The organism is Arthrobacter sp. BPSS-3, assembly GCF_044628475.1.
GTDB lineage: Bacteria > Actinomycetota > Actinomycetes > Actinomycetales > Micrococcaceae > Arthrobacter.
This window is the reverse complement of the sequence record NZ_JBIMMV010000003.1, coordinates 219,876-234,090: the sequence shown is the minus strand read 5'-3', so window position 1 is coordinate 234,090 and position 14,215 is coordinate 219,876. Positions and strand designations below refer to the sequence as shown.

Here is a 14,215-nt window from a genome sequence, read left to right as displayed (position 1 = left end):
CTTATCCCAGATCACATTTGGCGCAACAGGAACGCGCCGCGGGGGTGGCACCCGCCTTACCGGTTGCAGTCAGCCGAGTAGCACTATCCCGAACTCAGAGACCACGGCCCGCAATTCCCCGAGGTAGCGCTTCGCCTGCTCGGTCAGCGGTATCGCGGCGTGACCAATCCAGCCGATCTCGATGCGTTCGTCAACGTCGAGCGGGATGGCGACGATCTCGGGGTCTAGTTCCCCGCTGATGATGCCGGTCGAGATCGTGTAGCCGTGGAGCCCGATCATGAGGTTGAAGATCGTGGCGCGGTCGGAGACCCGGATCTCCTGCTTGCTGGACATGGTGGAGAGAATCTCTTCCGCGAAGTAAAACGAGTTGTTCGCACCCTGATCGAAAGTCAGCCGCGGTAAGCCGGCGAGATCGTCGAGGGTCGCGCGTTCCTTTGACGCAAGAGGATTGTTCCGTGCAACGAAAATGTGCGGATCGGCGTGGAAAAGTGGCGTGAACGCGAGCCCGGATTCCCGGAGCAGCTTGTCGATGATCTTGCGGTTGAAGTCGTTCCGGTAGAGGATGCCTATCTCGCTGCGGAGGGTGCGGACGTCCTCGATGATGTCCCAGGTGCGGGACTCACGGAGCGAGAACTCGTATTCGGCCACGTCAGTGGCTTTGACCATCCGAACGAAGGCGTCCACGGCGAACGAGTAGTGCTGCGTTGACACCCCCAACAGCCGCCGCGTCGGCGGCCTGCCAAGGTAACGCTGCTCGAGAAGGGCGAATTGCTCGACGACCTGCCGCGCATACCCAAGGAACTCTGCCCCGTCGGCGGTGAGGGTGACCCCGCGGGCGGAGCGAACCAGGAGCGCGCGGCCCACCCGGGCCTCAAGGTCCTTCATCGCCGCGGACATGGTCGGCTGGGCTACGTACAAAAGATCGGCGGCCGCGGAGATCGACCCCTCAGCTGCAACTTCGATGAAGTAACGGAGCTGCTGCAGGGTCAGTCCGCTCGAAAGATGTGGCATAGGCAAATGCTATATCAGCGCATAGCAAGGCACAGTTACTCGATAGCTGTCGCCAGGTTGCACCATTGACACATCTCTTCTGGACGGCCATCCCGGCCCATCACCACGGATTGGCAGCACATGGCAGACGACTTCACCTTCAGCATCCGCACCACACGCTTCGACGAGGACTACACCCCGTCGGAGGACTCCCGGATCACGACCAATTTCGCCAACCTGGCACGGGGCGAGCACCGCCGGGAAAACCTCCGCAACGCCCTCACCATGATGCGGCGCCGCTTCAACGATCTCGCAGACTGGGACAACCCTGACAGGGACCGCTACGTGATCGACCTTGACATCGTCTCCGTGCAGATAGAGTTCACCGCCGATGGTAAGGATCGGCAGTTCCCCCTGTTCGAGGTTCTCGACATCTCGATCGTCGACCGGCTGAACGGGGTCCGCCACCATGGGATCGTCGGGAACAACTTCTCTTCCTACGTCCGTGACTTCGACTTCAGCGTAGTGCTGCCGGCGGCAGCAGCGGAGTCCGGGAAGCCCACCATCCCCGAGGACTTCGGCGATCTTCACGGCAAACTGTTCCAGAAGTTCCTCGACTCCCCGGCATGCCGGGAACGCTTCCCGCAGCCGCCCGTGGTGTGCATCAGCGTCTCGACAAGCAGGACCTACCGGCGAACGGAGAACCGGCACCCGGTCCTGGGCGTCGAGTACCAGCAGGACGAGTTCTCGCTGACCGACGCGTACTTCGCAAAGATGGGGCTTCAGGTCCGCTATTTCATGCCACGCGGCAGCGTTGCGCCGCTTGCCTTCTATTTCCGCGGCGATCTGCTCAACGACTACTCCAACCTGCAGCTCATCGGCACGATCAGCACCATGGAGACGTTCCAGAAGATCTACCGCCCGGAGGTCTACAACGCGAACTCCGCAGCCGCCGCCGTCTACCAGCCGAGCCTGGGCGAGCAGGATTACTCGCGGACCCAGATCGCCTACGACCGCGTCGAGCGCGGTCAGCTCGCGATCACGCAGGCGAAGTACACGGAAGAGCACTTCATCACGCCCCACAAGGATCTACTGGACCAGTGGACCGCCAACTACCCCGCTCTCGTCAACTGACACACGGAGAATCCTCACTCATGAACACACTGTTGCCCACCACCGTCGTCGGAAGCCTGCCAAAGCCATCGTGGCTCGCCCAGCCGAAGACTCTTTGGTCCCCGTGGAAGCTGGAGGGAGATGCACTGGTCGAGGGCAAGGAGGATGCGCTGCGCATCGCAATCCACGAGCAGAGCCGACGCGGCATCGACATCGTCGGTGACGGCGAGCAGACCCGCCAGCACTTCGTCACGACCTTCATCGAGAATCTCAGCGGTGTCGACTTTGAACAGCGCAAGACTGTGCGCATCCGCGACCGCTACGACGCGAGCGTGCCGACCGTCGTCGGACCGGTGCGCCGCGAACGGCCGGTGTTCGTCGACGACGCAAAGTTCCTCCGCGCAACCACCGACCGCCCGATCAAGTGGACCCTTCCCGGTCCGATGACGATGGTGGACACGCTCTACGATGACCACTACAAGAGCCGCGAGAAGCTGGCCTGGGAGTTCGCCACGATCCTGAACCAGGAGGCGAAAGAGCTGGAAGCGGCCGGCGTGGACATCATCCAGTTCGACGAGCCCGCGTTCAATGTCTTCCTCGACGAGGTCAAGGACTGGGGCGTGGCCGCCTTGGAGCGAGCGGCAGAGGGACTGCGCGCGGAGACCGCCGTGCACATCTGTTACGGCTACGGGATCAAGGCCAATAACGACTGGAAAGCGACGCTCGGCGCGCAGTGGCGGCAGTACGAGGAGACCTTCCCGCTGTTGCAGGCCTCCAGCATCGACATCGTCTCGCTGGAATGCCAGAACTCCCACGTGCCCATGGACCTCATCGAACTCCTCCGCGGCAAGAAAGTCATGCTCGGGGCCATCGACGTCGCCAGCGAGACCGTCGAGACCCCGGAGGAGGTCGCCAACACGCTCCGCAAGGCCCTGCAGTTCGTGGATGCGGACAAGCTGATCCCCAGCTCCAACTGCGGCATGGCACCGTTTCCCCGGGATGTGGCACTGGCGAAACTGAGTGCCCTGAGTGCGGGGACGAACATCGTTCGCGAGGAGCTCGCCCGCTCCGCCCCCGGGGCGTCGTAACCGTGTTCCACGCCTACCCCCCGGATACCTGGCTGCAGGCACCCGCGCAACGCTTCCCGTCTTCCCTCACAGCCGACGAATTCAAGGCACTGTTCCGCGGCCACCCGGGAGGTGTCGCCGTCATCACCGCAGATGCCGGCGAAGGACCGGTGGCGCTGACGGTATCGTCGGTCGTGTCCGTGAGTGCGGACCCTCCGTTACTGATTTTCTCGGTCTCGGCGCTTTCTTCGGCGTCGGAGGTACTTCTGCGCGCCGAGACCGTCGTCGTGCACCTGCTGGACGCGCACGACGTCGACCTGGCGAAGCGTGGGGCGACCCCCGGGGCGGACCGCTTTGACCAGACGCACCGCTGGTCAACCCTTGCAACCGGCGAGGCGGTGTACGACGACGCGCGTGCCTGGGTGCGCTGCGCCGTGATCAACCGCATGGAGGTCGGGACGTCCACGATCATCGCCGTCCACGCCTTGGAGTTCCGCATGATGCGTGAGGTCCGAGCGGGCGACTCCGGCGACGCACTGGTCTACCACAACCGTTCGTGGCATCGGCTGGGCGAGCATTCGAAGCTTGAGGACTGAGCGCCGCACCAACTCAAGGAACTCTGGCCCGAGCCGGCCTCGGCGTGGTCCCCTCCGACGAGGGGTCGCGCTGCCGGCCGAACCGCATGAGGACGCCGCTTTACTGCGTCGCCGCCTCTGTCCGGGGGCACTTTCAGGGTCAATGCCCGACGCCGGCGGCCTGGCTATCGGCGAGTCCGCGCCAAAGTGCCCCCGGAAGGAGCGCTGCACAGACGTTAAAGCAAAGAACCCCTCTGAGGAGGGGTCTAAACGTGCCCGAGGTGGGACTCGAACCCACACACCTTTCGATACCGCATTTTGAGTGCGGCGCGTCTGCCAATTCCGCCACTCGGGCGCGGAGACACCGGCTGTCATAATCGGCCGCTCCAGGGGTCCTGTGAGCAACGCGATCGCTTCCGGTGCGCGGATTTACTCTACATGCAGATAGGCTGAATTCCAGAATCGCGCCAGTGAAGCCGCATCGATCCCCAACGGCCCCAGTACACCCGCGGACGCGCCACAGAATGGCTCAACGCCCGCCGTACCTTTTCAAGGAGTTCCCGTGTCAGAACAGACGGATTCCACCCCCGCTTCCCAGCCCGCCCGCCGCGTCGTGGTCGCCGAGGATGAGACCCTCATCCGCCTGGACATCATCGAGATCCTGCGCGGCGAAGGCTACGACGTCGTCGGCGAGGCGGACAACGGCGAGAAGGCCGTGCAGCTCGCCGAGGAGCTGAAGCCGGATCTGGTCCTCATGGACGTGAAGATGCCCGTCATGGATGGCATCTCCGCCGCCGAGAAGATCGTCAAGGCCCGCATCGCCCCGGTCGTGCTGCTGACCGCCTTCAGCCAGAAGGAACTGGTCGAGCGCGCCCGCGACGCCGGCGCCATGGCCTACGTGGTGAAGCCCTTCACCCCCGCGGACCTGATCCCCGCCTTGGAGATCGCCCTGTCCCGGCACGAGGAGATCAAGGCCCTGGAGAGCGAGGTCAGCGACCTGCAGGAGCAGTTCGCCACCCGTAAGCTCGTGGAGCGCGCCAAGAGCCTGCTGACCACCAAGATGGGCCTGACGGAGCCGGAGGCGTTCCGCTGGATCCAGAAGACCTCCATGGACCGCCGCCTGAGCATGCGCGAGGTCGCCGAGACCATCATCAACCAGGTCAACTAGAGCCACACAGCACGTAAACAAGGAGGGCCCCGCCGCTGGTTTCCAGCGGCGGGGCCCTCCTTGTGTGTCCGAAGAACTAGATCTTGTTGTTCTTCTTCTTCTTTTCCGGCCACGGGCCGAGCTTGTCCTTGGTGACGGTCGCGTCGCCCTGGCTGCCGGCGTCGGCGAGGTCGCCTACGCGGTGCACCTTGAGCATGTTGGTCGAACCGGCCTTGCCCGGAGGCGAACCGGCGGCGATGACCACCATGTCGCCGTCGTCGACGAGGTCCATCTCGAGGAGGTTGCGGTCCACCTGGGCCGTCATCTCATCGGTGTGGCCCACCATCGGGACCAGCACCGGCTGGATACCCCAGGTCAGCGCCAGCTGGTTCCACACGTGCTCCACCGGGGTGAACGCGAACACCGGGCGGGTGGGGCGAAGGCGGGAGAGGCGGCGGGCGGAGTCACCGGACTGGGTGAAGGTACAGATGTACTTGGCCTCCAGCTGGTCGGCGATCTCGACGGCGGCACGGGTGATGGCGCCGCCGCGGGTCTTGGGCTTGGTGCCCAGCGGGGGGACGCGCTCCAGGCCGTGGACCTCGGTGGATTCGATGATGCGGGCCATGGTCTTGACGGTCTCGATCGGGAACTTGCCCACGCTGGTTTCGCCGGAGAGCATGACCGCGTCGGCGCCATCGAGCACGGCGTTGGCGCAGTCGGAGGCCTCGGCGCGGGTCGGGCGCGGGTTGTCGATCATGGATTCGAGCACCTGGGTGGCGACGATGACCGGCTTGGCCCAGCGGCGGGCCAGCTCGACGGCGCGCTTCTGCACGATCGGCACTTCCTCCAGCGGAAGCTCCACGCCGAGGTCGCCACGGGCCACCATGATGGCGTCGAAGGCGTCGATGATCTCGGGCAGCTGCTCCACGGCCTGCGGCTTCTCGATCTTGGCGATCACCGGAACCCGGCGGCCCTCCTCGTCCATGATCTCGTGGACGCGGGTGATGTCGGAGGCGTCGCGGACGAAGGACAGCGCCACCATGTCGACGCCGCGCTTCATGGCCCAGCGGAGGTCATCCTCGTCTTTTTCGCTCAGCGCGGGCACGTTGACGGCCACGCCGGGGAGGTTGATGCCCTTGTTGTTGGACACGAAGCCGCCCACGACAACCTGGGCCACAACCTTGACGTCGTCGACCTCCAGGGCGCGCAGTGCCACCTTGCCGTCGTCGATCAGCAGGGCATCGCCCGGGTTGACGTCCTCGGTGAGGCTCTTCAGGGTGGTGGAGCAGATGTCCTTGGTGCCCGGGACGTCCTCGGTGGTGATGGTGAAGATGTCGCCGACGGCGAGCAGGTGCGGCCCGTCGACGAAGCGGCCGAGGCGGATCTTGGGACCCTGCAGGTCGGCCATGATGGCGACGGCCTTGCCGAGCTGCTTGGAGGCCTTGCGCACGTTCTCGTACGTGTTGTCGTGCACGGAGTAGTCGCCGTGGCTCATGTTCATCCGGGCCACATCCACGCCGGCTTCCAGCACGGCGAGAGTGTTCTCGAAGCTGGCGATCGCCGGTCCAAAGGTGGCCACAATTTTAGCGCGTCTCATATACCTACCCTAGTAGTCTCTTGGTTGTTTAAGCTGACGGGGAGAAGAACGGCAGGCGTCCTTCACGGGCCGGCGAGGGATCGCCCCGCCGGCCCGGAGCCGGTTTAGAGGACCGAGATGGCACGGTCCGTCGGCGCGACTGGCGCGGGCAGCGTGGTGCTGCCCATCAGGAACTTGTCCACCGCGGCGGCGCAGGCCCGGCCCTCGGCGATCGCCCAGACGATCAGCGACTGGCCGCGGCCGGCGTCACCGGCGACGAACACGCCCTCGGTGTTGGTCATGTAGTAGCCGTCCCGGGCCACGTTGCCGCGGCCATCGAAGTCGGCGTGGACCTGCTCGGTGATGCCGGCCGGTTCGGCGCCGGTGAAGCCGAGCGAAAGGAACACCAGGTCCGCCGGGATGATCCGCTCGGTCCCGGCCTTGGGCAGGCGCTTGCCGTCGACGAACTCGGTCTCGGCGACTTTGACGCCGGTGAGCTTGCCGTTCTCGCCGACGAACTCGACGGTGGAGGCCAGGTAGGTCCGCTCGCCGCCTTCCTCGTGGGCGCTGGCGACCTCGAACAGGGTCGGGAAGGTGGGCCAGGGCTGGTGCGGCGCACGCTCGGCGGCCGGCTGCTTGCCGATCGCCAGGGTGGTCACGGAGGCGGCCTGGTGGCGGTGGGCCGTGCCGAGGCAGTCCGCGCCGGTGTCGCCGCCGCCGAGGATCACCACGTGCTTGCCCGCGGCGTTGATCTGGTTCTCCACGGTCTCCCCCGCCACCACGCGGTTCGCGGGCACCAGGTAGTCCATGGCGAAGTGCACACCCTCGAGCTCGCGGCCCGGGATCGGCAGGTCACGGGGCACGGTGGCGCCGGTGGCGATCACGACGGCGTCGTAGCGGCGGCGCAGCTGTTCCCAGGTCACGTCGGTGCCGACGGCGACGCCGGTGCGGAAGCGGGTGCCCTCGGCCTTCATCTGGTCCAGCCGGCGGTCGACGTGGTCCTTTTCCATCTTGAAGTCGGGGATGCCGTAGCGCAGCAGGCCGCCGATCTTGTCGTCGCGTTCGTAGACGGCAACCGTGTGGCCCACCCGGGTGAGCTGCTGGGCCACGGCCAGGCCGGCCGGGCCGGAGCCGACGACGGCGACGGTCTTGCCGGTGAGGCGCGCCGGCGGCAGCGGGGTGACCCAGCCGTTGTCGAACGCCTGGTCCACGATCGAGACCTCAACCTGCTTGATGGTCACGGCGGGCTGGTTGATGCCCAGCACGCAGGACGCCTCGCAGGGGGCGGGGCAGAGCCGGCCGGTGAACTCGGGGAAGTTGTTGGTGGCGTGCAGCCGCTCCATCGCCTCTTCGCCCTTGTCCCGCCAGACCAGGTCGTTCCATTCGGGGATCAGGTTTCCCAACGGGCAGCCTTGGTGGCAGAACGGCACGCCGCAGTCCATGCAGCGGCCGGCCTGGGCCTTCAGGACGCCCTTCTCCTGCGCCTCGTAGACCTCTTTCCAATCCATGATGCGGACCGGGACGGGACGGCGCGGCTGGGTCTCACGCTGGCGTACTTTCAAAAATCCGCGTGGATCAGCCACCGGTAACCTCCAGGATTCGAGACCAAACTTCTTCGCCGTCGGGGTCCAGGCCCTCTTCGATGGCGTCGAGACGGGTTTGCAGGACCGCCGCGTAATCGCGCGGCAGGACCTTGGTGATGCGGGCGGCGGTGTCGTCGAAGTCCTCGAGCAGCCGGGCCGCGTGCTGGGACTCGGTTTCCTCCACGTGCCGGGTCAGCAGCGCGCGGACAATCTCGCGGTCCTCGGCGTCGAGCTCGCGCAGCAGCAGTTCGCCGGCGTCGAGGGCCTGCTTGTTCACCCGTTCGGGCTGCAGGTCCAGGACGTAGGCGGTGCCGCCGGACATGCCCGCGCCGAAGTTCCGGCCGGTCCGTCCGATGATGAGCGCCTGGCCGCCGGTCATGTACTCGCAGCCGTGGTCGCCGATGCCCTCGACGACGGCGGTGGCGCCGGAGTTGCGGACCATGAACCGCTCCCCCACCTGGCCGCGCAGGAACAGCTCGCCGCTGGTGGCGCCGTAGCCGATCACGTTGCCGGCGATGACGTTGCGCTCGGCCGGGAAGACGTTGGTGCGGTCCGGGCGGACGATGACGCGGCCGCCCGAGAGACCCTTGCCGACGTAGTCGTTGGAGTCACCGAACATCCGCAGCGTGATGCCCGCGGGCAGGAACGCGCCGAGCGACTGGCCGGCGGTGCCTGTCAGGGTGATGTCGATGGTGTCCGGGGCGAGCACGTCGGTGCCGAAGGTCTTGGTGACCTCGTGGCCCAGCATCGTACCCACGGAGCGGTCCGTGTTGATCACGTCGACGGAGATCTTCACCGGCGTCCGGTCGCTGAGGGCCTCGGCGGCCATCGCGATCAGGCGCTGGTCGAAGTGCTTGTCGAGTTCGTGGTTCTGGCCGGTGAGGTTGCGCAGCGGCGCGTCGTCGTCGAACTCCAGCCCGTGCAGGATGGGGTCCAGGTCCAGGCCCTCGGCCTTCCAGTGGCTGATCGCCTCGCGGGTGTCCAGCATCTCGGCGTGGCCAATTGCCTCCTCCAGGCTGCGGAAGCCCAGTTCGGCGAGGATCTCGCGGACTTCCTCGGCCAGGAATTCGAAGAAGTTGACCACGAACTCGGGCTTGCCGTTGAACCGGGACCGGAGTTCCGGGTTCTGCGTCGCGACGCCCACCGGGCAGGTGTCGAGGTGGCAGACGCGCATCATGATGCAGCCGGAGACCACCAGCGGCGCGGTGGCGAAGCCGTATTCCTCGCCGCCGAGCAGCGCGGCGATGACCACGTCGCGGCCGGTCTTGAGCTGGCCGTCCACCTGCACCACCACGCGGTCGCGCAGGCCGTTGAGCATCAGGGTCTGCTGGGTCTCGGCGAGGCCGAGCTCCCACGGCACACCCGCGTGCTTGAGCGAGTTCAGCGGCGAGGCGCCGGTGCCGCCGTCGTGGCCGGAGACCAGCACGACGTCGGCCTTGGCCTTCGTCACGCCGGCGGCCACGGTGCCGATGCCCACCTCGGAGACGAGCTTGACGTGCACCCGCGCCGAGGGGTTGGCCCGCTTGGCGTCGTAAATCAGCTGCGCCAGGTCCTCGATCGAGTAGATGTCGTGGTGCGGCGGCGGGGAGATGAGTCCGACGCCGGGCGTGGAGTGCCGGGTCCGGGCCACCCAGGGGTAGACCTTCTGGGCCATCAGCTGGCCGCCCTCGCCGGGCTTGGCGCCCTGGGCCATCTTGATCTGGATGTCGTCGGCGTTGGTCAGGTAGAGGCTGGTGACGCCGAACCGGCCGGACGCGATCTGCTTGACCGCAGAGCGGCGGGTGGGGTCCAGCAGCCGCTCGACGTCCTCGCCGCCCTCGCCCGTGTTGGACTTGCCGCCGAGGCGGTTCATCGCGATGGCAAGGGTTTCGTGGGCCTCCTGGGAGATGGAGCCGTAGCTCATCGCGCCCGTGGAGAAGCGCTTGACGATGCTGGAGACCGGTTCCACTTCCTCCAGCGGCACGGCCGGGCGCAGTCCGTCCTTGAACTTCAGCAGCCCGCGGAGGGTCATGAGGTTGGTGGACTGGTCGTCCACGCCGCGGGTGTAGGCCTTGAAAATGTCGTAGCGGCGTTCCCGGGTGGCGTGCTGCAGCCGGAAGACCGTCTCCGGGTTGAACAGGTGCGGTTCGCCGTCGCGGCGCCACTGGTACTCGCCGCCGCCCAGCAGCGGCTGGTGCGGCTGCTCGATCCCGTTCTCCGGGTAGGCCATGCGGTGCCGGGCGGCCACCTCGGCCGCGATGACGTCGAGGCCGACGCCGCCGAGCTGGGAGTGGGTGCCGGCGAAGTATTCGTCCACCAGTTCCTGGCCGAGGCCGAGCGCCTCGAAGGTCTGGGCGCCGGTGTAGGAGGCCACCGTGGAGATGCCCATCTTGGACATGATCTTCAGGACGCCCTTGCCCAGGCCCTTGATCAGGTTGTAGACGCCGTCCTGCGGGGTGACGCCGGTGACGTCGCCGCAGGCGATGAGCTGTTCCACGGATTCCATCGCCAGGTACGGGTTGACCGCGGACGCGCCGTAGCCGATCAGCACGGCCACGTGGTGGGTCTCGCGGACGTCTCCGGCCTCGACCACCAGCGCGGTCTTGGTGCGGTTGGCGCTGCGCAGCAGGTGGTGGTGCACGGCGCTGACCAGCAACAGGGACGGGATCGGGGCCCACTGGGCGTTCGAGTCACGGTCCGAGAGCACAATGTACTGCACGCCGCGGTTGATCGCGCCGGAGACCTGCTCGCAGATTTCGGTCAGCCGGGCCCGGAGCGCGTTCTCGCCGCCCTCGGGCCGGTACAGGCCGCGGACCTTCATGGCTACGCGGTCGCCGTCGGCGTTCTCGATGTTCGCGATCTTGGCCAGCTGGTCGTTGTTGATCACGGGGAACGGCAGCGAGACCTGCGGCTGGCGGACCCGCTTGGTGTCCAGCAGGTTGCCGTTGGGGCCGATCGCGCAGGTCAGCGAGGTGACCAGTTCCTCGCGGATGGCGTCCAGCGGCGGGTTGGTGACCTGGGCGAAGGACTGCACGAAGTAGTCGAACAAGAGCCGGGGCCGCTTGGAGAGGACGGCCACCGGGGTGTCCGAGCCCATGGCGCCGAGGGGTTCGGCACCGGTCCGGGCCATCGGGCCGAGCAGGATCTTCAGTTCCTCGGTGGTGTAGCCGAAGGTGCGCTGGCGGATGTTCACCGACGCGGCGGTGTGCACCACATGCTCGCGCTCGGGTAGATCCTTGAGGTCGATCAGGTTGTCCTTGAGCCATTCGGCCCAGGGGTTGGCCGCGGCCACCTCGGCCTTGACCTCGGAGTCGTCGATGATGCGGCCGGCCTCGGTATCCACCAGGAACATCTTGCCGGGCGAGACGCGGCCCTTCTTGACCACCTTGGCCGGTTCGACGTCGATCACGCCGACCTCGGAGGCGAAGACCACCAGGCCGTCCTCGGTGATCCAGTAACGGCCCGGACGCAGGCCGTTCCTGTCCAGGGTGGCGCCGACCAGGGCGCCGTCGGTGAAGGACACCGCGGCGGGGCCGTCCCACGGCTCCATCAGCAGGGAGTGGTACTCGTAGAACGCCCGGCGGGCGGGGTCCATGGTGGCATGGTTTTCCCAGGCCTCGGGGATCATCATCATGATCGAGTGCGTGATGGGCCGGCCGGAGAGCCAGAGCAGCTCGGCGACTTCATCGAACGACGCCGAGTCCGAGGCGCCGGGGGTGCAGATCGGGTACAGCTCCTCGGGGCTGTCGCCCAGCAGCGGGTTGGCCAGCTGCGACTGGCGGGCCCGCATCCAGTTCCGGTTGCCCTTGACGGTGTTGATCTCGCCGTTGTGCGCGATAGTGCGGAACGGCTGGGCAAGGGGCCAGGACGGGAAGGTGTTGGTGGAGAAGCGCGAGTGCACGATCGCCAGCTTGGTCTTGAAGCGCTTGTCCGAGAGGTCCGGGTAGAACGGCTCCAGCTGCGCGGTGGTGAGCATGCCCTTGTAGACCATCGTCCGAGACGAGAGCGACGGGAAGTAGACGCCGAACTTGTTCTGCGCGCGCTTGCGGATCCGCCAGGCCCGGGAGTCCAGGTCGTTGTGGGAGAGCACCTCACCGGTGCTGGAGGCCAGGAACGGCTGGGAGAAGTAGGGCATGCAGGCCCGGGCCATGGCGCCGACCAGGTCGGCGACCACCGGCACCTCACGCCAGCCGAGGACGGCGAGGCCCTCATCGGCGGCGAGGGCTTCGATGCCTGCCTTCGCGGCGTCGGCTTCGCGCTGTTCGGCGGGGAGGAAGGCGGTGCCCACCACGTACTGGCCGGCGGCGGGCAGCTCGAAGCTGGTCACGGCACGGAAGAACTCGTCCGGAATCTGCATGAGGAGGCCGGCACCGTCGCCGGTTCCCTCATCGGCTCCGACGGCGCCGCGGTGTTCGAGGTTGCGCAGGGCGGTGAGAGCGGCATCGACGATGTCGTAGCCGGGTTCGCCGCGGAGGGTGGCAATGATGGCCAGGCCGCAGGCGTCTTTCTCCTGCTCCGGGTTGTAGAGGCCTGCGGCGTCGGGCAGTGCCGCGAAGCGCCGGAAAGGCGAGAGTGCCGTCGCGGGCTGGTCCGGTTCGGACCAGCTGGGGCTGTGCAGAGTTTGGGTCATGGGAGACGTCCTTCCTCCTGATCGAGCGTATGGGAGGGACAACATTGGCCCGTGACGCTGCGCCGGTGTGACGGGCACAACAGTGTGATTTTCCTACTGGAATTGTAGGCCAGGGCCGCATACTGCACGAACAGTTACGCGGGCCGCCGGCCGGACTTGCGCGCGGCTGTTATGTGCCGGACGCGCTGTCCTATGAGACCACGACGCTGTGGGTAACGGGCCCGGCCGGGGGTTTCCCTGCAGCCCGAATGCCGGTCCTGAACTATGGGGTGGCGTCAGTCTCCGGCGCGGTTCCGGCGGCGCGGCGGCCGGTTTTCCCGGTTGCCGGCTTCGCGGCGGCGGCATCGTGGCCGCCGTTGGGTTCGCCCGCGGCTACGGCCTGGGCCGAAGCCCGGTCCGGACCGCTGGTATTCACCGGGAGATTATCACGGGATTCATTATCTGAGACAGCCGAGTCCGAATGGCGGACGGCCGGGACGGTGGCCTTCTCGGCGTCGCGGCCGCCCTCGACGGCGTCGCCGTCGCGGTCCTCCGCGTCCCGTTCGCCGTCGCGCTCTTCCGCCTTGCCTTCGGCGGCATCGCGCTCCTCCGCGCTGACTTCGGTGACGTGGTCGTCGTCGGCATCCTCAGCGTCACCCTCGACGGCGGCGGGTTCGCGGCCGGGCAGGTACACGGTGTCCTCGCCCGTCTTCTTCCGCAGCCCCAGGAGGATGAAGGCCAGCAGCGAGCCGGCCAGGACCAGGAGGCTGGTCCAGACGTTGAGGCGGGTGGTGATGCCGAACAGGCTGATCTGCTCGGCATCGTCGATGCGCATGGTCTCGATCCAGACCCGACCCAGCGTGTAGTACATGGCGTAGAGCCAGAAGAGCCGGCTGCGGCGGAAGGAGAACCTCCGGTCCAGGGCCAGCAGGATCACGACGCCGACGAGGTTCCACAGGGACTCGTAGAGGAAGGTCGGGTGGAAGAGCGTGTCCGCCGGCATTCCTGCAGGGAAGTTCGGGTTGGTGGGGTCCACCTGCAGGCCCCACGGCAGGGTGGTGGGGCCGCCGAAGAGTTCCTGGTTGAAGTAGTTGCCCCAGCGGCCGATGGCCTGGGCCAGCAGCAGGCCGGGCGCGGCGGCGTCGACGAAGGCGCTGAGCTTGACGCCGGAGCGGCGGCAGCCGATCCAGGCTCCCACCGCGCCGAGCACCACGGCGCCCCAGATGCCCAGGCCGCCCCGCTGGATCTGCGGGATGAGCGAGAGGTCGCCGGTACCGTCGAACCCGGGGCCGAAATAGGCGTCCGGGGAGGAGACCACGTGGTAGAGCCGGCCGCCGATGATGCCGAACGGGATGGCCCAGATGGCGATGTCCCAGACGCTCCCCTCAGGGGCACCGCGCTTGGCCCAGCGCACGGAGGTGAGCCAGAGGCCGGCGATGATGCCGGCCAGGATGCACAGCGCGTAGGCGTGGATCCGCAGGGAACCCCAGGGCAGCGGGATGTCGAACCCGGACCAGACCGGGCTCGGTATGCTCGTGGGAACCAGCGCTGCCGCGTGGAGGACTGCCTGCATTGA

Annotated in this window: 9 protein-coding genes and 1 tRNA gene; 4 read left to right on the top strand and 6 right to left on the bottom strand. The window is 67.1% G+C overall.

The window, feature by feature from the left end; genetic code table 11:
• Positions 1 to 69: 69 nt before the first annotated feature.
• A complete protein-coding gene (locus ACFVY3_RS06885; RefSeq protein ID WP_400159200.1) occupies positions 70 to 1,011 on the bottom strand; it encodes a LysR family transcriptional regulator in 942 nt (313 codons plus the stop codon).
• Positions 1,012 to 1,131: 120 nt separating this feature from the next.
• Between ACFVY3_RS06885 and ACFVY3_RS06880 the strand changes: the two genes are divergently transcribed.
• From ACFVY3_RS06880 to ACFVY3_RS06870, 3 genes are read left to right on the top strand one after another with little or no spacing between them, the layout of a single operon-like run.
• Positions 1,132 to 2,124: a DUF1852 domain-containing protein gene (locus ACFVY3_RS06880; protein ID WP_400159199.1), complete on the top strand. Its 993-nt coding sequence runs from the start codon at positions 1,132 to 1,134 to the stop codon at positions 2,122 to 2,124.
• A gap of 20 nt (positions 2,125 to 2,144) precedes the next feature.
• A complete protein-coding gene (locus ACFVY3_RS06875) occupies positions 2,145 to 3,191 on the top strand; it encodes a methionine synthase (protein WP_400159198.1) in 1,047 nt (348 codons plus the stop codon).
• Between the two features lie 2 nt (positions 3,192 to 3,193).
• Positions 3,194 to 3,766 carry a flavin reductase family protein gene (locus ACFVY3_RS06870; protein ID WP_400159197.1) on the top strand — a complete coding sequence of 191 codons (573 nt, stop codon included), beginning with the start codon at positions 3,194 to 3,196 and terminating at the stop codon, positions 3,764 to 3,766.
• A 252-nt stretch (positions 3,767 to 4,018) separates the two neighbouring features.
• Here ACFVY3_RS06870 and ACFVY3_RS06865 read toward each other — a convergent pair.
• Positions 4,019 to 4,100, bottom strand: a tRNA-Leu gene (locus tag ACFVY3_RS06865).
• A gap of 207 nt (positions 4,101 to 4,307) precedes the next feature.
• On the opposite strand from ACFVY3_RS06865, the gene ACFVY3_RS06860 reads away from it, so the two are divergent.
• On the top strand, positions 4,308 to 4,913 hold the full coding sequence (locus ACFVY3_RS06860) for an ANTAR domain-containing response regulator (protein WP_290258035.1): 606 nt from the start codon (positions 4,308 to 4,310) through the stop codon (positions 4,911 to 4,913).
• 76 nt (positions 4,914 to 4,989) lie between these two features.
• Here ACFVY3_RS06860 and pyk read toward each other — a convergent pair whose 3' ends face one another.
• From pyk to lgt, 4 genes are all read right to left on the bottom strand, one after another.
• A complete protein-coding gene (pyk, locus tag ACFVY3_RS06855; protein WP_290258036.1) occupies positions 4,990 to 6,489 on the bottom strand; it encodes a pyruvate kinase in 1,500 nt (499 codons plus the stop codon).
• 104 nt (positions 6,490 to 6,593) lie between these two features.
• Positions 6,594 to 8,051, bottom strand: a complete 1,458-nt coding sequence (locus ACFVY3_RS06850; RefSeq protein WP_400159196.1) for a glutamate synthase subunit beta — start codon at positions 8,049 to 8,051, stop codon at positions 6,594 to 6,596.
• Positions 8,044 to 12,660, bottom strand: a complete 4,617-nt coding sequence (gene gltB / locus ACFVY3_RS06845; protein ID WP_400159195.1) for a glutamate synthase large subunit — start codon at positions 12,658 to 12,660, stop codon at positions 8,044 to 8,046. Before gltB ends, ACFVY3_RS06850 begins: the two co-directional genes overlap by 8 nt.
• Before the next feature lie 262 nt (positions 12,661 to 12,922).
• A complete protein-coding gene (gene lgt, locus ACFVY3_RS06840) occupies positions 12,923 to 14,212 on the bottom strand; it encodes a prolipoprotein diacylglyceryl transferase (protein WP_400159194.1) in 1,290 nt (429 codons plus the stop codon).
• Positions 14,213 to 14,215: the final 3 nt, after the last annotated feature.